This is a genomic window from Catalinimonas locisalis (genome assembly GCF_038039535.1).
GTDB lineage: Bacteria > Bacteroidota > Bacteroidia > Cytophagales > Cyclobacteriaceae > Catalinimonas.
This window is the reverse complement of sequence record NZ_JBBPHP010000033.1, coordinates 15387-34949: the sequence shown is the minus strand read 5'-3', so window position 1 is coordinate 34949 and position 19563 is coordinate 15387. Positions and strand designations below refer to the sequence as shown.

General features: G+C 45.1%; 9 protein-coding genes. 3 read left to right on the top strand and 6 right to left on the bottom strand.

Annotation, left to right across the window (positions count from 1 at the left end; genetic code table 11):
- Window positions 1-71: 71 nt before the first annotated feature.
- From WJR50_RS25930 to WJR50_RS25905, 6 genes are all read right to left on the bottom strand, one after another.
- Window positions 72-989: a sugar phosphate isomerase/epimerase family protein gene (locus WJR50_RS25930; RefSeq protein ID WP_341296220.1), complete on the bottom strand. Its 918-nt coding sequence runs from the start codon at window positions 987-989 to the stop codon at window positions 72-74.
- A gap of 22 nt (window positions 990-1011) precedes the next feature.
- Complete coding sequence (locus tag WJR50_RS25925; RefSeq protein WP_341296219.1) at window positions 1012-2496, bottom strand: DUF1501 domain-containing protein; 1485 nt, start codon at window positions 2494-2496, stop codon at window positions 1012-1014.
- A gap of 5 nt (window positions 2497-2501) precedes the next feature.
- A complete protein-coding gene (locus tag WJR50_RS25920) occupies window positions 2502-5243 on the bottom strand; it encodes a DUF1553 domain-containing protein (RefSeq protein WP_341296218.1) in 2742 nt (913 codons plus the stop codon).
- 87 nt (window positions 5244-5330) lie between these two features.
- Entirely contained in the window at window positions 5331-8153 is a 2823-nt protein-coding gene (locus WJR50_RS25915) for a DUF8487 domain-containing protein (protein ID WP_341296217.1), read from the bottom strand.
- A 39-nt stretch (window positions 8154-8192) separates the two neighbouring features.
- The gene (locus WJR50_RS25910; protein WP_341296216.1) at window positions 8193-11549 is read right to left on the bottom strand and encodes a DUF5107 domain-containing protein; all 3357 of its coding nucleotides are present in this window, start codon (window positions 11547-11549) and stop codon (window positions 8193-8195) included.
- 26 nt (window positions 11550-11575) lie between these two features.
- On the bottom strand, window positions 11576-12973 hold the full coding sequence (locus WJR50_RS25905) for a sugar porter family MFS transporter (protein ID WP_341296215.1): 1398 nt from the start codon (window positions 12971-12973) through the stop codon (window positions 11576-11578).
- Between the two features lie 75 nt (window positions 12974-13048).
- On the opposite strand from WJR50_RS25905, the gene WJR50_RS25900 reads away from it, so the two are divergent.
- From WJR50_RS25900 to WJR50_RS25890, 3 genes are all read left to right on the top strand, one after another.
- A complete protein-coding gene (locus tag WJR50_RS25900; protein ID WP_341296214.1) occupies window positions 13049-13951 on the top strand; it encodes an AraC family transcriptional regulator in 903 nt (300 codons plus the stop codon).
- Between the two features lie 430 nt (window positions 13952-14381).
- The gene (locus WJR50_RS25895) at window positions 14382-15968 is read left to right on the top strand and encodes a sulfatase (RefSeq protein ID WP_341296213.1); all 1587 of its coding nucleotides are present in this window, start codon (window positions 14382-14384) and stop codon (window positions 15966-15968) included.
- 480 nt (window positions 15969-16448) lie between these two features.
- Complete coding sequence (locus WJR50_RS25890) at window positions 16449-19562, top strand: SusC/RagA family TonB-linked outer membrane protein (RefSeq protein ID WP_341296212.1); 3114 nt, start codon at window positions 16449-16451, stop codon at window positions 19560-19562.
- The last annotated feature ends 1 nt before the right edge of the window (window position 19563 follow it).

The following is a 19563-nucleotide window of genomic DNA, read 5'->3' as shown; positions in this document are numbered from 1 at the left end:
TTGTGTAGATAAGAGAATCGCATGGTCTAAGAAAAAGCAAATAAGCTTCAAAAAGTCTACTCACAAAATATTTAACCGCCATATCTTTCTCTCCAGAGCTGCATCATGTAGGCATTCACATCCCAGAGATCAGCCAGAGGCTGACGGGTCAAAGGCACCATAGGCATATAATTGGGTGGTCCAAATTCCGCGGTCATGGTCAGGGTTCTTCCCTGCTCAATACTTTGTTTCACCACCTGATCCCACCAGGCAAAATGGGTTTCTACCTCCTGTTTCCATTCGGGAGCCCTGGGATCGGTAATCTGCGGACTTTCCGCATGACCTACCCGGGCATGCACATGCCCCGTCCGACTCAACGCCAGGGTCACTGTCTCCTGCTGGTCTTGCAGCAAAGATTCATGGACATTACACCAGTGTGAAATATCCAGCGTCAGCCTGAGTTCGGGAATATTTTCAATAAACTGCCGGGCAATGTGCGCGGCAAACAGCATCCGTGAGCGATGTGTTTCGTGGTAAATATTGATTCCTGTTTCACGATGCTTTTGCGTCGTATAGTCAATGATCTGTTTGTTCTGCTCAAAGGTGAAATAGTCTCTACCAGAGTGGCAGTTGATGAAAAGCGGTTTCAGACTGAGTGCCTTGACCAGCGATTGCTGAAACTGGGCCAGATGTTTATTGAAATCACGGTCTGCACCCGCAACCAGAAATCCATAAGAGAGATCATGCTTATCCACCGCATTCATCAGTTGATCAATATCCTGCTGTTGCTGGGGCACCCACACTTCTATGCCATCATAACCACTGTCTTTGGCTTTGGCACAAAAGGCATCCCAACTTCCCTGAAAGCCCCAGTTGGTCGCCATGATTTTGATGGAAAAGTTGGCAGGAATGGAAAATGGCAGTGGCTGTTCTTTTTCCAGTTGAAGGTCATTTAACATCAAACTACTGCTTAAGGCACCGGATTGAGCAAGGAATGTTCTGCGGTTCATGGACATAGAAGATCAGAAATTTTTAGGCAATTAAATCTTTGACAACATGACCCGCTACATCGGTGAGCCGGAAATCCCTGCCCTGGAATGGATAGGTAAGCCTTTCGTGGTCCATCCCCAGCTGGTGTAAAATGGTTGCCTGCAGATCATGGACATGCACCCGGTCTTTGATTCCGTAATAGCCGATTTCATCAGTCTCCCCATAAGTCACTCCTCCTTTGATGCCTCCTCCGGCCATCCATACTGTGAAAGCTTCGGTGTGGTGATCTCTGCCCATAAAAGGCATCTCTTTGCCATTACGGTTTTCCTGCATGGGCGTACGGCCAAACTCTCCTCCCCAGATCACCAGGGTTTCTTCCAGTAGGCCTCTCTGCTTCAGGTCTTTGATCAGCGCCGTCATGGGCTGGTCTACCTGTCGGCATTTGTCCTGGAAACCAGCCTCCAGCGCAGTGCTTTTGTCGGTACCGTGCGAATCCCATCCCCAGTCAAAGAGTTGTACAAAGCGTACGCCTTTTTCTACCAGCCTTCTGGCCAGCAGGCAGTTGTTAGCAAAAGAAGATTTGCCGGGTTCGGTACCATACATTTTGTGAATATGCTCCGGCTCTTTGTCAATGTCCATCACTTCAGGCACAGAAGTTTGCATACGATACGCCATTTCGTATTGCGAGATGCGGGTCAGAATTTCCGGATCCTGTACATCGTGATACTCCTTCTCATTGATGCTGTTGATCGCATCCAGAGTAGTCCGTCTGAGCTTACCATCAATGCCCTCAGGATTAGAAACATACAAGACCGGATCACCTTCGGAACGGCATTGCACGCCTTGGTAGACGGAGGGCAAAAATCCACTACCCCACACACTTTTTCCTGCGCTGGGTGTCTTTCCTCCTGACACCAACACCATAAATCCCGGCAGGTTTTCATTCTCAGTACCCAAGCCATAAGTCACCCACGAACCCATGCTGGGCCTTCCCAAACGAGGCCCACCGGTTTGCAAGAGCAGCTGTGCCGGCGCATGATTAAACTCATCAGTATGCATGGTTTTGATGATGGCCGCCTCATCTACCACAGATGAAAAGTAAGGCAAATGATTGGACACCATCGTACCTGATTGCCCATGCTGTTTGAATTTGGCCTGTGGTCCCAGCATTTTGGGCACCCCCTGAATAAAGGCAAATTTCTTTCCTTCCAGCAAAGAAGGCGGACAATCCAGGTTATGCAGTTTGGCCAGTTCTGGTTTATAGTCAAAAAGCTCCAGTTGTGAGGGAGAACCTGCCATGTGCAAATAGATAACCCGCTTGGCTTTACCCGCAAAATGCGGAAACTTGCTGGCCATAGGATTGGCGTCAATCGCCATCTTTTTGTCAACTGAAGAAGATGAAAAAGGGTTACAGCCCATCAGTGAACCAAAGGCTATCGCACCCAAACCGGAAGTGCACTGTCTGAGAAAATGTCTACGGGTCTGGTATCGTAGTCTTTTATATTGTAGTTCTTGAAACAGATCCATCTTGCTTAAGATTTTGTAATAAATTCATCCAGATTGAGTATGACATTCGCCACTACAGTAAGCGTCGCCAATGTTAGTTGATCTTCTCCTGCCACTTTTGCTACGGCTTCAGGCTGAGCTTCCAACTGCTGAAGGGTCTCTTCATAAAGTTTAGTCAGGTCAGCCAGTTTTTCAGCATCAATATCTTTCAATAAAGCCAGCTTGTAGCCTCTTTTCAGCTGCTCCTCCACCTGCCCTTCTTCCTGCATTCGCTGGGCCAAGCCATAGGCAGCTTCCATATAAACCGGGTCATTGAGCGTTACTAAAGCCTGTAAAGGGGTGTTGGTATCAATACGTCTTGTCACGCAAAACTCCCGGCTGGGACCATCAAAAGCAATCATGGAAGGATAGGGGCTCGTTCTGCGCCAGTAAGTATACAGCGCTCTGCGGTACTGGTCCTCACCTTCGCTGGTCTCCCACGACATCCCATTATAGACTACCTGCCAGATACCTTCCGGCTGAGGGGGCATGACGCTGGGACCATACATTTTATCGCTGAGCAATCCACTTACGGCCAGTGCCTGATCGCGTACTTGTTCAGCATTCAGTCGTACCCTGGGACCACGCGCCAAAAGACGATTGTCAGGATCAATGGCTAGTAGCTCAGGTGTCGCTTTGGAAGACTGCTGATAGGTAGCCGACATCACCATTTGCTTCAGCAAACTTTTGATGCTCCAGCCATGCTCGTACATGAACTGCTGCGCCAGCCAGTCCAAGAGTTCGGGATGAGAGGGTTTGAAACCCTGCGTACCGAAGTCTTCAATAGTTTCCACGATACCCGTTCCAAAAAGCTGCGCCCAGAAACGGTTGACCGTTACCCTGGCTGTTAAAGGATTCTCTTTGCTCACCAGCCACTGTGCCAGCCCCAGTCGAGATTGAGGAGCGCCTTCCGGCATGGCATTCCAGGCCTGAGGCACACCGGGCTGCACTTCTTCGCCATGCACCATCCAGTTGCCCCGCTCAAAGACATGGGTCTTCCGGCGGTAGTCTTCGGCTTTTTCGATCATGACCGGCGTCTCAATCACTTCATCACTATTGATCAGGCGGAAAAGCTGTTGGTTCATCTGCGTATAAGCGGGCTGCGTTTCTCCTGGCAAAGCTTCGTAGGGGATTATCCATTCAATGGTACACAAATAACCTTCCTGTCCCGGACTTTTGAATTTCAGATACAGATCATGTCTGCCCGAAGTGGCAGGAATAGGCACTGCTACCGTTTGAAAACCCTCTGTCTTTTGCATATGCCAGCGGGTAAGGAGTTTACCATCCAGGCTGTCCAGCCGAATCTCAACCTGGGTTTTGCTGTGATCCGCACTGTAACGAAACAGGAGCTGATCTTTATCACTCAATTGTACGCCGGGAATCCGATTGTGCCCACCATCTTCAATGGTCAACCTTTTATAACCATCCAAAGTACCTTTTTCAATCTGATCAAAAGAGTGCCCATGAATCTTAGGCTCGGTAACTTTTACCAGATTTACAAACTGCTGTGCTTTCTCCAGCTTGGCATCGGCAGAAGCGGTATGCTCAATTACCCAGTTTTTCAGTTCCTCTAAGCTTTGACGGTCATCTTCATTCTTAAAAGTCTTCAGGTTTGGAGACTCGCTGGCGACGTCCTCATCGGCGGTATTGTTGAAGAAAGCATAGGATTTATAATAGTCTTCATGGCGGATAGGATCGTAAGGGTGGCTGTGGCATTGCACACAGGCCATGGTGGTGGCCTGCCATACATCCCAGGTGGTGTTGACCCGGTCTATGACAGCCGCGACGCGGAATTCTTCGTCATCAGTACCGCCTTCGTCATTATTCATGGTATTACGATGAAAAGCCGTGGCAATGAGCTGCTCGTCGGTAGGATTAGGCAGCAGGTCACCGGCCAGTTGTTCCATGGTAAACTGATCAAAGGGTTTGTCTTCGTTGAAAGCTTTGATCAGCCAGTCGCGATACTGCCAGATGCTGCGCTCCCGGTCTGCCTCATAGCCTTTGGAGTCGGCATAGCGGGCCAGGTCCATCCACATACTCGCCCAACGTTCTCCGTAGCGGGGAGAGGCCAGCAGACGATCCACCTCTTCTTCATAAGCATCGGGAGAGGTATTGTCTAGAAAATGATTCAGCTCTTCTTCTGTAGGAGGCAAGCCCGTTAAATCCAGGCTCAGGCGACGCAAAAGTGACGCTTTATCGGCCGGAGAGGAAGGCTGTAGATTTTCTTCTTTCAAGCGATTCAGCACAAACTGATCAATGGCGTTATTCCCCCAATCAGCATCGGTTTCGGGAAGCTTCACGGGTTCAGGTTTGATATAGGCCCAGTGGTCTTCCCACTTTGCGCCTTCTTCAATCCATTGAGTGAGTAAATCAATTTCTTCTTTGGACAGGGGATCACCTTCGGGAGGCATGCGCACTTCCGGATCATCATGTTTGATGCGATGGATCATCTCACTCTCTTTCACATTGCCGGGTACTATGGCACGCTTGCCCGACTCATTTTCGCCCAGGGCATCGGTACGAAAAAGCAGGCTGAATTCACCGGAACGTTTTACCCCTCCATGACAGGTGATGCATTTTTTGTTGAGAATAGGGCGAATCTCCGCATTGAAATCCACCGGCTGACTGCCGATGGCACCTGCATCCCATACCCAATAGGTCAGGAAAGCCAATAAGCCTACCGAAACTACTATCCCTACTTTCTTCTTGGTCAGGAATTTCCTATGCATAACATTTTGACTTGCTTAAAAAAACATCTATATGAAGATAATGATCTTCTCTTTATTGTAATCTTTCTTTACTTAAAATACTCATTGTTATTGCATGATGCCCGAAACCTGTTCTGCATCCAAAGTAACTGCAGGATTAAAATCCTCACTTTCCATATACCCCATCAGGCTGCCCAGCATTTGCCTGGCTTCTGGACGTTGGTTGAGCTGGTTTTTGAGATCCACCCCACTGATCAGCAGTTTACCCTCTCCTACTTTGACTTCAAAGATTAAACCCAGGCTGCGGTTGGTCACCCAGTCATCTATGACCCGCACAATGGGCTGGATATCATTGGAGAGTTCATTGAGATTGACTACATCGCTATGGCTCATGGCATCCCACCACTGCCAGTTGGAGTGAGACTCCGTTGGGAATTGTTGCAAGGCGGCATGTTCAGGGTCACACAGAATGCCCAAGGTGTGTGGCTTTTGGTTTTCTGTCCAGGCAGTATTCCAGAAGATACTGGAAAAGCCTACTCCTACTTCGCCACCCATTTCCGGTTTTACCTTGCCTTTGCCCAGGCTCCACAATACTTTTCCGCCTCCCTGTAGAAAATTCAAAGTATTGGCATCCAGCCTGGATACATGTCGGACTGCATTGCTGCTGATACTGGCAGGCTTTTGGGGATATACCCAAAGGTCCCAGTGGTTGCTGAAGCTATCCACACTCACTTCCAGCACTACTTTTCTGGGCTGGTTGCTTTGCTCAAAAGTATGAGATACAGTTCCCAGTTTAGTGCCATTGCCCAAAGCAATATTTTGCTGATCCAACTGTCCTTCGGCTACCATATTTCCATCCGTGCCTTTTATTGTCCAGCGAGGCGTTGCATTTTGTAGTGCTTCCTTTCCAAAATGAGCGATCTCAATATCGGCTTGCAGAGTTTCACCTTCTGTAAATATCCGCTTATCCAGCCTGGCCAGGGGAACAGTGGTATTGCAGAAACGGTTGTATTCTTCGGCGGTAATGTAGCCTTTTTCTTCCCAGAAGGGATTCAGCACACCTACCAGCGCAGTGCCCTGCCCGGGAAAATCATGCAAATCAAGCAGCTGAAAACCAGCCTGGTTGGTGGTCCGTAGTGCTCCTTCTATATCCGCTTTATAACAGAGCGCCTGCAGTTTACCCGAAGCGATCAGAAAGTCTTCTGCCAGATCACCCATCCCGTGAGCCTCCAGGCTTTCTTTGAAGATTTCAAAGTTTTTGGCTTTGAGCACGCCCGTATAACGGTCAATCTCCTTTAGGTCAGGGTACACACACCACTGCCCTATCTCATGAGAGACAACGGCGATAGCATCATCAGGCATTTGGTCGGTAAAATCATAATTGGTAGAAGGCGGTTGGGCATTGATAATGCTGTTCAGCCCCGCACCCCAGGCCTGTATACGCGGTTCGGGCAACACATGAAACTCATTTTCAGCAATCGCCGGCCAGCCCGCGGCTGAAGTATAAAGTCTGCGATTGTCTTTGGCTTTCCACGCATTGACATACTCTGCCAAAAATTTCCGATAGTTGTCACCACCTGGTTCATTACCGTAGGTCATCATGATGAAGGACGGATGGTTACCATAAGCCTGGACGATACGCTCACTTTCTTCTTTGACAAACTGATCTACTGGCTTTCCATCACCTAGGGTGGTGCTTTGATTGGCCCAGCTTGCAGCTTCTGCCTGCAAATATACGCCCATCTCATCCGCGGCTTCAAAAGCAGCTTCGGGAGGACACCAGGAGTGGAAACGCATATGATTGAGCCCATAATCCTGTATGGTGCTAAATATTTTTTTCCATGCTTCCACATCGGTTGCCGGATAACCCGTTTCGGGAAAAATAGCACACTCCAGCGTACCCCTGAGGTAAGAGGGACGGCCATTGATCACAAACTGACGATCTTGAAAAGCAATATCCCTGAATCCAAAATCTTTGGTAATTTCATCTCCATTCTCTACGCTGAGAGTCATTTGATACACATTCGGTTCAAACTCATCCCATAGCTTAGCTTCCTGGCCAAAATTATAGGTGAATTCAAATTCCGTTTCTTCTCCTTCTCCAGTCACTTCAAAAGACTGCTCGGGCAGATTCGCTTCAAAGTTTTTCCCTCTGGCCTGAGCGCTAATGTTGAGAGGAGTGCTTTGCGCCTCACTCCCAATTACTTTTCCGCGAATAGTAACGGATTGTGAGCTGGCATCAGGGTAAAGTTGAACATCTGAAAAATAAGTATTGGGCCTGCTTTCCAGATAGATATCACCAGCAATACCATTCCAGTTAGATTGCGTATGGTCGGAAATGCTATGAGCGTTCTCTCCCACATCTATTTTGATACGATTGTCAATGCGAATAGAAATGGTATGGGTACCGGGACTTAAATATTGTCCCAATGGGTAAATATGTGCTGTAGAAAGACTGTTTTGTGTACCTATCTTCTGATCATCTACCCAGACACTGGACTCCCAATGACATCTTTCTAAGTGTAAAAGGATTTCTTCACTTCCCCATTCTTCAGGAATATCTACCTCTTTCTGGTACCAGGCAGCGCCTGTATATTTTTTGACGGGCTGCAGCCAGAAAGGGAAACGAATACTATCCAGATCAATGTAGGGAGCGTAGTTCGGATCGTTATGCCAGTTGGGATCGCGTACTCCTCCTACCCATTCGGTATTCAAGGTAATATCATTTCCTTTTCCGTTGGTGGCCATAGAACCTGGAAGTTTCACAGTCTCTTCCAGGCTTTGGTTAAACCAGCTTTCCTGTTCCCCCCTATCCAAAGAATCTACTTTGAAAGCCCAGCTTCCGTGCAGGCTGATGGTGCTCTCCGGCTGGGGTGAACTACATGATATACAAGTTGCTAAAAGCCAAAAAATCAAATATCTAAGTTTCATAGGTTGATGCTTAAACTTAATGAATGAAATATGTAAGGATTAGACCGAATGCTGCTTAGCCTTAAAATCTGAAGCTAACAAGTGATGCCAGTGTATGCCCTGATGATGTGCGTCTATTTGCCTGGCTTTTTTAAAATAGTGTAATGCCTTTTCTGTATCCTCCAGCCCTAAATGACCCAGCCCCATGAGATAATAGCAGAATAGTGTATTCCTGGCCTGCAGATCTTCTTCCCACAACAGAAGATCAGGAAGAGAAACGGCGAAGTAGTCTATCTTAACTTTTTGTGAATAGCGCTCTTCGGCAAAAGAAATCAGCTTATGGAAACGACTATATGCCTCCTCCTGCCGGTTGAGCTTCAACAATGCTAACCCCTGATAAAAGATTTTGTCAGGTTGCTGGTCGTTATAGAAAATGGCGGGTTCCGGTTCGGATAAGCCTACTGAAGCTTTCTCCCAGGCTTCTTCCGCTTTCTGTGTTTCTTTTAATCCTTCGTAAGCGCAGCCCAGCCAGTAGAAAATATCATTCTCCTGGGCACCAAATAGCTTACCTTCACCCAGATTTTCAGGATACGTCTGTGCCTGCATCAGATGGACTATCGCCTGCTCAAACTGTTCCTGCTGAATATGCTGATAGGCCAAAGCGATGTGGCTGTAGAGGTATTGGGCAGGCACCTTGCCTTCTCCCCCTTCCCAGGGATGGAAAGTACGGATGCTCAGTAATTGTAGTGCTTTTTTGTTTTGCCCTAAAGTATTATAGAGCGTAATCCGTTCCAGATAAAGATCATCTCTGAAATCTATCAGTTCAGGATATTTCTCCAGAAAACTCAGTCTTTGCTGAGGATCATGGTTTAATCTTTTGTACAACTGATCCAGTTCCATCAGCAGTCGTGCCGAACCCTCGTCCCTACTGAAGGCTTTTTCCAATAATTGTAATGCCTTGTCCGGCTGATTTAATTTATTGAAATAGGCCAGCGCCAGGTTGCGGTAGGTAATCGGATTATCATCTCCTAATACAGCTGCTTTTTCCCAATGGGTTATGGCTTTCTGATGCTGGCGATAGGCATAGAAAAAATTACCCAAAAAATAATGGGCTCGGTAATCTTCAGGATTAACTGCAAGCGCATGCTGCAAGGCCAACACTTCTTCCAGACGATTGGGAAAACCAAAGTCAGGCGATTGGGAGGATGCTTCAGCATAATAGCTTTGCGCTTCATTTTCTTTCCCTGCCTGATGGGCAAACCAGGCTTTGTGATAAGCTAGTAAAGGGTTAGGACGGTCTTTTTCTGGCTTATGTAACGCTAATATATCTATTGCGTCTTCGTAACAGCCTGCCTGACCATAATCCCAGGCAAACTCTGCAAAGTTGAAAGAATGATTTCGTAGCAGTAATAGAAATTCTTCCAGCACTCTGGAATCTTTTGTCAGCAGGTATTTTTCGTATAAAGCACCCAAATTAAAGGTATCAAGCTTGACAGACTCCTTCACATAAGCAAAGGCCTGTTCTATTTTACCCAATTTCCGTAACAGAATAATTTTCAAATGACGGGCCTGATGGTGATGACTGTTTCTGATCAATGATTTTTCAATATGTTCCAGGGCTATTTCCCAATCCTGCCGGAGGGCATCTATCTGAGCAAGGTGGAAGTAAGCGGCATTTTGCCAGGCTGCATTCCAGCAAGCTTTGTACAATGCTTCATACGCTTCATCGTAGCGTTGCTGCATCTTTAGACAAATCCCCAACTGATAATAGGCTTCCCCATCATAGGGATTAGGGTTCCTTAAAGTCAATGTCTCAATAGCCTTACGAAAGTGCAGTTCTGCTTCGGTAAACTGAGCCCGTCGCATCAACCATAAGCCTAAAGCGATATTATTCCGAATGTCAGAAAGATCACGGCGCAGTGCCTCGCGGTAATAATCCGTAGGCTGATAGGTGGCATGGCGATATTGCTCCAGATGTAGACCATTCAGGTAGAGCAATTCTGTGCTTTCAATCTGCTCCGGTTCCAGCGCGGCTTTGGCTGGTTCCGGCATGTCGGGGGTATCTGATTTTTCCATCTGCCAGGATATCAGCTCTCGCTGATCTTCTTTCAGAATCACTACTTTGAGCCCTTCGGTTGAGAAATCATTGAGACTGATTTCCTGCTGATAAACTGTTCCTGGAGCAAAATCATACTGACCCTCCCAGATTTTATCTCCATGGGCCAATAGCATCAGTTGTGTCTGAGGGAAAAAACCGGTGGTATATACCTTGAGCTTCACCTTGCCTTCTTCCACTTCCAGATTGATCATCGCATGCTGGTTGGCATTCTTCACCATCCCCAACTCCTGATACGGCATGAAATACTGGGTAAAGCTTTTTTCTTCATAAGGCTGCAGCCAGGAAAAATCCGGCTGGTTATCGGTAAACACACCACACATCAGCTCTATGTAAGGTCCATCCTCATCGGTCAGGTTACGATCCCAGGCTCTGCCAAAATCACCATTGCCCCAGGTCCACTGCTTCTTACCAGGCGACACATGATGGTTAGCTACATGCAATAGCCCGCCCTTGCTGTCATTTTCATATCCTCCTACAAAATCATACTGGCTGTTGACCGCCATATAAGACGTAGGAACCGGAATATTTTTATAACGGGAGATGTCCACGCCTGCGGAATAATCTATTTTGTAATAAGTACCTCTGGCGATAGGGAAGCTGGAAACATCACGTTTGCCGTGATCAAAGACCGCATTTACATCGGGTGGAAAAACTGACTGATAGTCATCATTGACTTTGACCGCCGGATTGGCCCACCAGAGAAAGGTTTGAGGAAAAGGTGTACGGTTGTATAGATTAACCTTGATTTCCAGAAAAGCTTTGTCGGGATGCAGGGTAAATCCGGCCTTGCCTTTGGTGCCAGACATACGCTCAATTTCATTGACCCAGACGGTTTTGCTACCATCTTCATTTTTTTCTATAGTATAGTCTACCGGATCAAAGGTAGTAGGCCGATGGTGCTGCGGCCAGTTGAATTCTATTCCTCCTGATATCCAGGGCCCCGTTAAACCTACCAAAGCCGGTTTGATGACCTGATTATAGTACACAAAATGGCGCTTTTTCATCTTATCATAAGCCATTTGTACTCTGCCCCCCAACTCGGGCATGATCATGATCTTGAGATAGTCATTCTCCAGAAAAACTGCATTCCAGTTCTTGTCTTCTTTTTCGTCATAGATTTTCTCAACGACAGGATAAGGATAGACCGCACCACTACTGCCCTGGTACACTCTTTTTTCCAGAAACATTGGGTATTTTTCTGCTTCACCGATTGGGTAAGTGGGAATGGTAACCGCTTCAACCCAGGCTTTTACGCCCGTAGATGATCGCTTACTTTGTATGTCTTTTGATGGGTGCATTATCCAGATATTTTCAGTTTATACATTCACAGGCCTAATTCTTTTTCTATTTCTTCCAGGGATTTGTTTTTGGTTTCGGGCAAGGTCCTTAAGATGAAAACAAAGCCTGCCAGACAGATTATGCTGTAGAGGAAAAAGGTACCCGAAGTGCCCAAACCACTATTGAATATGGGAAAGGTATAGGTCAGGATGAAAGAAGCTACCCAAAGTGCTGTGGTTGAGATAGCCATGGCAACACCCCGGATTCTGTTGGGGAAAATTTCTGATAATACTACCCATACTACCGGGGCCAGCGACATGGCGTAAATAGCAATACCAATGAGCACCAGCGATAAGGCAAATATTCCTTTTACATCTGTCAGATAGCAGAGAGCAAGCAGCGCGTAAGTAATCGCCAAGCCTAAAGAACCCAGCAACAATAATTTTCTTCGACCCCACTGGTCTATCGTGCGGATCGCTACAAAAGTGAATACCAGATTGACTACCCCTGTAATGACAATGTTGAACAAGGCATCATTGATGGAGTACCCGGCAGCTGAAAATATTTCGTCCGCATAATTAAAGACGACATTAATGCCGCACCACTGCTGAAATACTGCCAGTGTGATACCGATTAGCAGTATAAAACGGTTATTGTTGGCAGTCAGCTTAACCTGCTGCGTTTGACCTTCTTTTTTCTGTTCAAGCGATACTTTGATCTCTTCCTGCCCCGCTTCCGCATAGGCTTTTCCACCAATTCTGGAGAGTGTATGGTTTACCTCTTTCCACCGGGCTTGTTTGCCCAGCCAGCGCGGACTTTCCGGGATAAAAAAGGCGAGTACAAAGAAGGTAAATGCAGGCACCGTTTCTGCCCAGAACATCCACCTCCATCCCATTTGTCCATTCCAGGAAGCCGCGATCTCAATATCTTTACTCCCGGCAGGAATAGATTCGGCGATCAGATAGTTGATAATTTGCGCTGCCAGAATTCCGATCACAATGGTAAGTTGATTAAGAGATACCAGCCTGCCACGATACTTTGCCGGAGCCATTTCGGCAATGTAGATAGGAGAAATGGTAGAGGCTAAGCCTATCCCAATACCTCCCAGGATACGGTACACGATGAACCAGTTTAAAGTATCCACCATACCGGTACCTATGGCAGAAACTGTAAAAAGTAAAGCAGAAATAATCAAGGGGACCTTCCTGCCCAATGCATCAGTAACTTTACCTGAGCTTAGCGCACCGGCGATACAGCCTATCAATGCACAACTGACCGCCCAGCCCTGTACCGCCGATTGGTTGGTAATGCCAAAAAACCTTTCATAAAAAGGTTTGGCACCTCCAATTACTACCCAGTCGTAACCGAAGAGTAATCCTCCCAAAGCTGAAACCAGTGATATGGCAAGGATATATTGGAAGTTGAATTTTTCTTTGACCAGCATAGGGTAAAGTAAGGTAATTGAGAAACATCAAAAAATGCGTTATCTTCGGAATCACTGGACTATATTATTATAATCATGAAAAGTAAGAAAGACGGTTTTTTAGGAGAACAAAGTATCGTTTTACCCTCTTCAGTGAAAAATCAACTTCAGGCCAATCCTTTAACCCGTGATTTATATATTACAGATATTGGTTTTTATCCTCATGCTCGTTTTCATTTTCGTAAAAGAAATCATGGTTCAAAGGAGAATATTCTTATTTATGTAAATAATGGAAGTGGTGAAGTAAGCATTGGAAAAGAAACTCACTTTCTTTCAAAGCATGATTTTGTCATTATTCCTAAAAATATTGCACATCATTACAATACTAAGGAAAAGGATGCATGGACTATTTACTGGGTACATTTTGATGGAACCAAAGCAGATCTACTGAGCGAACACTTTGGAAAAAAAACGACACTTCAAGCACAGCATGCGATAAATGAAGATTTTCGGATCAGCCTATTCAAAGACCTGATCCACACTTTCTCTATGGGGTATGCCAAATCGCAACTTGAATATGCCAGTATGAGTTTCCAGCGCTTACTTGCTTCTTTTTTATACCCAAACCAGTTTATGCATTTTCAGAATGTGCAGGATACTGATATCATTTCCAAGAATATTACTTTTATGAAAAACCACGTTGGAGAAGCATTATCGCTTAAAGAATTAGCTGATCATACTGGCTTGTCTGTAGCACACTACTCGAAGTTATTTACACAAAAGACTGGCTTCTCCCCTGTAGATCATTTTATTCAACTGAAGATTCAATATGCCTGCCAGTTGCTGGATATAACACAACTCTATGTAAAAGAGGTAGCTGATAAAGTAGGTTATCAGGACCCCTATTACTTTTCCAGAATTTTTAAAAAAGTAATGCAGATGTCCCCCATTGAATATAAGAAAAGAGACCGGCAAGAGATGAATATTAGAGGTAACTAAAATTATTTCCTCGTAATATCATTCATGTTTGTTGATCATTGTCCCTTTTTCTAGATATTCAAAATCCCTAATATTGGCACGCATAAAAATGCAAATATTATGTATTGATCAATTATTATTACTATTAGTATGAGTGATCTTAAATTTTATGAAAGCTCCTACAAATAGAAAAGGCTCACAGAATAATTGAAAATCAGTTTACACTAGCAAAAGCTGGTTTTAAACTTGTCTATTAAAGATGTCTGGTCTGCTTTTTAATTTTTTGATTATTCACCTAATGCTCCTCTCTATGAAAAATCTTCTTACTAATCCAACAATCGCAGGAGAGAGGTATAGTGTGCGAAGACTATCCGGTCCTTTACCCTCTTACTCAGCCTCAGTTGGCTAATAATACTAACCTAGAACTAAACCTCAAATATTGAGAAACCTTATGAAACGACTCTCTAATAACCTAATTGTAATTACGCTATCGCTGTTGAACTTTTTTTTGGTTGCCTGTAGTGAGAAAGAAGTAGCTAAGCCAAATGTGGTGTTTATTTTAGTAGATGACCTGGGCGTACATGATTTGAGCTTTACCGGCAGTGACTATTATGAAACCCCTAATGTGGACCGCATTGCCAGAGAAGGTACTGTTTTTACCCAGGGCTATGCTGCCAGCAGGGTTTGCAGTCCCTCAAGAGCCAGTATCATGCTGGGAAAATTTACTGCAAGGCACGGCATTACTGATTGGATAGGTGCAAAATCCGGAACTGACTGGCGAGACCATAACAGGAATGACAGACTGCTTCCCGCAGCATATGTACATAATCTGTCTCAGGCAGACACTACCCTGGCTGAGGCAATGCGCGCCCATGGTTATAAAACGTTTTTTGCTGGTAAATGGCATCTGGGCAGTGAGGGTTCTCATCCTGAAGATCATGGCTTTGATACCAATAAGGGAGGCTGGGATGTAGGCAGTCCTAGAGGCGGTTATTTTTCACCCTGGGAAAACCCTAAGCTAGAAAACACCACCCAGGGCGAAAACCTGTCAATGCGGCTGGCTAAGGAGACTGCCAGGTTTATAGAAGAAAATCAGGATTCTACTTTTTTTGCTTACCTGTCTTTTTATGCCGTACACGGCCCCATACAAACGACAGAACTAAAATGGGAAAAGTATCGGGACAAAGCTGAGCAGATGGGCATACAGGATCATGGCTACGAAATGGAGCGCGTCCTGCCAATAAGGATCGTACAGGACAACCCAATTTATGGTGGGCTGGTAGAACAGATGGATGATGCCGTAGGGCTGGTGCTGGATAAGCTGGATTCCTTAGGTTTGGAAGAAAATACCATTGTTATTTTTACATCAGACAATGGAGGTGTAGCCTCAGGAGATGCTTTCTCTACTACCAATCTACCCCTTCGTGGTGGCAAGGGCTACCAGTGGGAAGGCGGCATTCGGGAACCTTATTTTATCAAAGTGCCCTGGTTAGACAACAGTAACAAAACCATTGACTATCCGGTAACAGGAACTGATTTTTTTCCTACCATCCTTGATCTGGCCAACCTACCTCTGCTGCCCAATCAACATGTAGATGGAGTCAGCCTTAAACCATTACTGGAAGGTGAAACAGTAGCAGAACGTCCATTATTCTGGCACTATCCTCACTATGGTAATCAGGGAGGTGAGCCTGCCTCAATCATTAGAGATAAAGATTGGAAGCTGATTCATTACTGGGAAGATGAAAGAAACGAGCTGTATAACCTGCAGAAAGATCCGGGAGAGCAGCAAAATGTAGCCGAAGAATATCCTGAGGTCGCAAAACGACTAAATGCACAATTACAGACTTTTCTGGAAAGCGTTAGTGCTAACCTACCAGCACGTGATACTACCTTCAGTGCCGAACTGGCCGTAGAAAAACATAGAGAAAAGGTAGAAGTACTTATGCCCCGGCTGGAGCAGCAAAGAAAGCAGTTTTTGCAGGAAGACTTTGCACCCAATGAAGACTGGTGGGGCAGTAAAGTAACGAGGGACTAAATAAGTTTGTCCATTCGTTATTTATAAAAATTGCATCTTATGGTTTACAAGAAAAAAATAAAGCCACGTTGCTTAGATATTATATTCTTATTACCAGACAAAATTTTGGTGTTGTTATGCTTATTAAATAAGAAATGTATTAACAAAGTCACATAATAGTATATGAATACACACTTAAAATAATCATATCAATAAAAACAGAACATATACTTGTAGCTGATGAAATTGCAGTTTGCTTTAAGCTGGAAGCGAAAAGAATGAACTGCTATTTATTTTCTAAAAAAAGTCAGCATTCAACTATACCATTATCATTTAATAAGATAATCCATTCTTTCATAAGATGAATCATTTAGAAATGAAAGAATTGCTGATACCTTTCATAAAGAAAAAATCCTTTTGAAGACTTGCGTCTTCTTTAGTCTTTTCTGCTGGATAGCTACTGTGATATGAAAATTTATTAGCAACCTAATTCTATATTTTATGAAAATGCAACAACCTCTACTGTTCAAATTAAAACCAGACAAGTTGATCGGCTGGTGGTGCCTCTTACTCATTTGCGGACTCAGCACGCTTACATATGCGCAATCTACAGTAAGTGGAACGGTAACAGACCTGGAGAATAACTCAGGCTTACCCGGTGTAAACGTTCTTGTGAAAGGAAGTACCACAGGTACGGTAACAGATATTGATGGAAATTATAGTCTCACCGTTCCCTCCGGTGCTAATACGCTGGTTTTTTCATCCGTAGGATACGAAACCACCGAAGTAGAAATCAACGGACAAAGCACCATCAATGTTGACCTATCCCCTGACCTTCAGTCTCTTTCCGAAGTAGTAGTGGTAGGTTACGGTACTGTCAAGAAAAGTGACCTTACAGGTTCGGTCGCCTCCATTGATGGAGAATCTATCAATGAATTCCCGGTAGCTTCTATAGATCAGGGTATTCAGGCCAGAGCTCCGGGTGTGCAGGTTACCCAGGCTTCCGCTGCTCCCGGAGGTGGGGTTTCAGTTAGAATCAGAGGGTCTAACTCCATTAATAGTGGTAGTGAGCCTTTGTATGTCATTGATGGGTTTCCCATCTATCCAGACAACAGCGCTTATGGCGTGGGAGGTAGCCGCCAGCCCTCTAATATTATGGCAACCATCAACCCTAATGATATTGCCTCTATAGAGATCCTAAAAGATGCTTCTGCCACCTCTATTTACGGTTCAAGGGGTTCTAACGGGGTAGTTCTGATCACCACTAAGAGGGGAAAAGCCGGTGAAAGTAAAATTGATTATGACGGCTCCTACTCAGTTCAGACCATTGCCAACAAGATTGATGTACTGAATGGAGGAGAGTTTGCCACTTATCTCAATACCCTGGAGCAAAGCCAGGGCGGAGCACCTATTTACAGTCAGGAAGAAATTGACGCCATTGGAGAAGGTACTAACTGGCTGGATGAAGTAACCCAGCCGGGAAGTATTCAAAACCATCAGCTCAGTTTTACCGGCGGTAGCGATAAAATGCGTTATGCTGTTATCGGAAGCTATTTTAATAACCAGGGTATCATTGAGAATACTGATTTTTCCCGTTATGGCATCAGGCTCAACCTGGACAATAGCGCGCTGAATGATCGTTTAACGATCAGTAACAGCTGGTCGTTTAACCGTACCAATTCCAATAACGCACCTACAGATCAGGGTGGACCTGGAGGTATCATTATTACTGCTTTAGGCCTTGATCCCAGTGTACCGGTAAGAAATGATGATGGCACTTATGCTTTGGCATCGTACGATGGCCGATTCTTGACCAACCCGCTACAGGAGCTGGAATATGTTACAGATAGCGACATAAATAATCGTGTATTAGGAAATACCGGATTTACTTTTCAAATCGTTGAAGGCCTGAGTTTCAAAACCAGTATAGGTGCAGATATTCTCAACGCCAGCAGGACAACCTTTTATCCGGTGGAAAACTCTCGTTTGGGTAGAGACAGAGCTGGCGAACTGACCAAAGCCAACCGTAACTCTATCAACATCCTGAACGAAAATATCCTCTCCTATAACAAGCAATTCAACGAAGATCATAGCATCAATGTGGTAGCAGGATATACCTTCCAGAAAGAAGTGAATGAGGGGATGAGCGCCACCAACCGGGGCCTTTCAGCTAGTAGCGTAGATCAGGCAACGCTCGGTGGAGGTACCGACATACAGATTCCTTTCTCAAGCCGAAGAGAATGGTTACTGAAATCATTCCTGGGTAGAGTAAATTACAACCTGATGGAAAGATATTTATTCACCTTCTCATTCCGTCGTGATGGTTCATCTAGGTTTGGTGCGGCCAACAAGTGGGCAAACTTCCCTTCTGTGGCGTTTGGTTGGAGAGTGGTGGAAGAAGACTTCTTTCAGAATTCCGGACTTTCTACCGCATTTAGTGACCTGAAGCTTAGAACAAGCTGGGGTATTACCGGTAATTCCGAAATTCCGGTGTATAACTCACAGGCTAATCTGAATGAGTACAACTATGTGTTTGGAGGCAACCTGGTTTTAGGTCTGGCGGATGCTCGTTTGTCCAACCCTGACCTCAGGTGGGAGTCTACTCAAATGTTTAATGTAGGTTTAGATTTATCCTTCCTGCAAAACAAGTTAAACCTGACAGCAGATTATTTCTATAACACCACTGAAGACCTGCTACTCTTTGTAACTGTACCCAGTAGCCTTGGCTTCAGTTCCATTCTGAAAAACTCAGGTTCATTGGAAAACAAAGGGTTTGAGTTAGGGCTAAACTACATTGCCATTGACAGACAGGATTTAAGATGGGATATTTCTGGTAATATTTCCTTCTTACGTAATAAGATCACGGACTTGGGCAGCAGCACACCCTTTTTCTCCAGCTCTACCAGTGGACACCTTGGCGTAGACGGAAGCTGGGTAGAAGCAGGTAATCCCATAGGTGTATGGAGAGGATATCGTTACATAGGGCTTTTCCAGACGCAGGAAGAAATTGATAACAATCCTTCCCGCTCCGGTGATCAACCGGGTTATCCTCGCTATCAGGATACCAATGACGATGGCGCGATCACACCTGATGATTATATCATTATGGGTGATCCTAATCCTGACTTTACCTGGGGACTTACTACTACCCTTAATTTCAAAAACTTTGATTTCAACTTGTTCCTCAGAGGAGTACAAGGCAATGATGTGAGAAACCTGCAGCAATCCGAGATTGGTGATGGTGTCCAGAAAATCAACCAGATCGCCAGCATATTGACAGATTCATGGACTCCTGATAATCCTGATGCTACCCGCCCGGTGATTGATGGAAACCGTGACTTTGCTAACTCTTACAGAGACTCAGACTACTTCATTGAAGATGGCAGTTTTATAAGAGTACAGAATATTTCCTTTGGGTATACCTTACCTGTTTCAGGTTTTATTCGCAATGCTAGATTTTATGTAAGTGCGCAAAACCCTTTGCTCTTTACAGATTATAGTGGTTTTGATCCGGAAGTCAATAACCGGGGACAAAACAACCTGAACCGAGGGGATGATTATGATGCATACCCCCGTTCAAGGACATTTACTGTTGGTATCAATTTAGGGCTATAAT

Excerpts from the sequence above, each read along its gene's own strand:
- WJR50_RS25930 (WP_341296220.1), bottom strand. The coding sequence starts at position 989 with ATGAACCGCAGAACATTCCTTGCTCAATCCGGTGCCTTAAGCAGTAGT.
- WJR50_RS25925 (WP_341296219.1), bottom strand. The coding sequence starts at position 2,496 with ATGGATCTGTTTCAAGAACTACAATATAAAAGACTACGATACCAGACC.
- WJR50_RS25920 (WP_341296218.1), bottom strand. The coding sequence starts at position 5,243 with ATGCATAGGAAATTCCTGACCAAGAAGAAAGTAGGGATAGTAGTTTCG.
- WJR50_RS25915 (WP_341296217.1), bottom strand. The coding sequence starts at position 8,153 with ATGAAACTTAGATATTTGATTTTTTGGCTTTTAGCAACTTGTATATCA.
- WJR50_RS25910 (WP_341296216.1), bottom strand. The coding sequence starts at position 11,549 with ATGCACCCATCAAAAGACATACAAAGTAAGCGATCATCTACGGGCGTA.
- WJR50_RS25905 (WP_341296215.1), bottom strand. The coding sequence starts at position 12,973 with ATGCTGGTCAAAGAAAAATTCAACTTCCAATATATCCTTGCCATATCA.
- WJR50_RS25900 (WP_341296214.1), top strand. The coding sequence starts at position 13,049 with ATGAAAAGTAAGAAAGACGGTTTTTTAGGAGAACAAAGTATCGTTTTA.
- WJR50_RS25895 (WP_341296213.1), top strand. The coding sequence starts at position 14,382 with ATGAAACGACTCTCTAATAACCTAATTGTAATTACGCTATCGCTGTTG.
- WJR50_RS25890 (WP_341296212.1), top strand. The coding sequence starts at position 16,449 with ATGAAAATGCAACAACCTCTACTGTTCAAATTAAAACCAGACAAGTTG.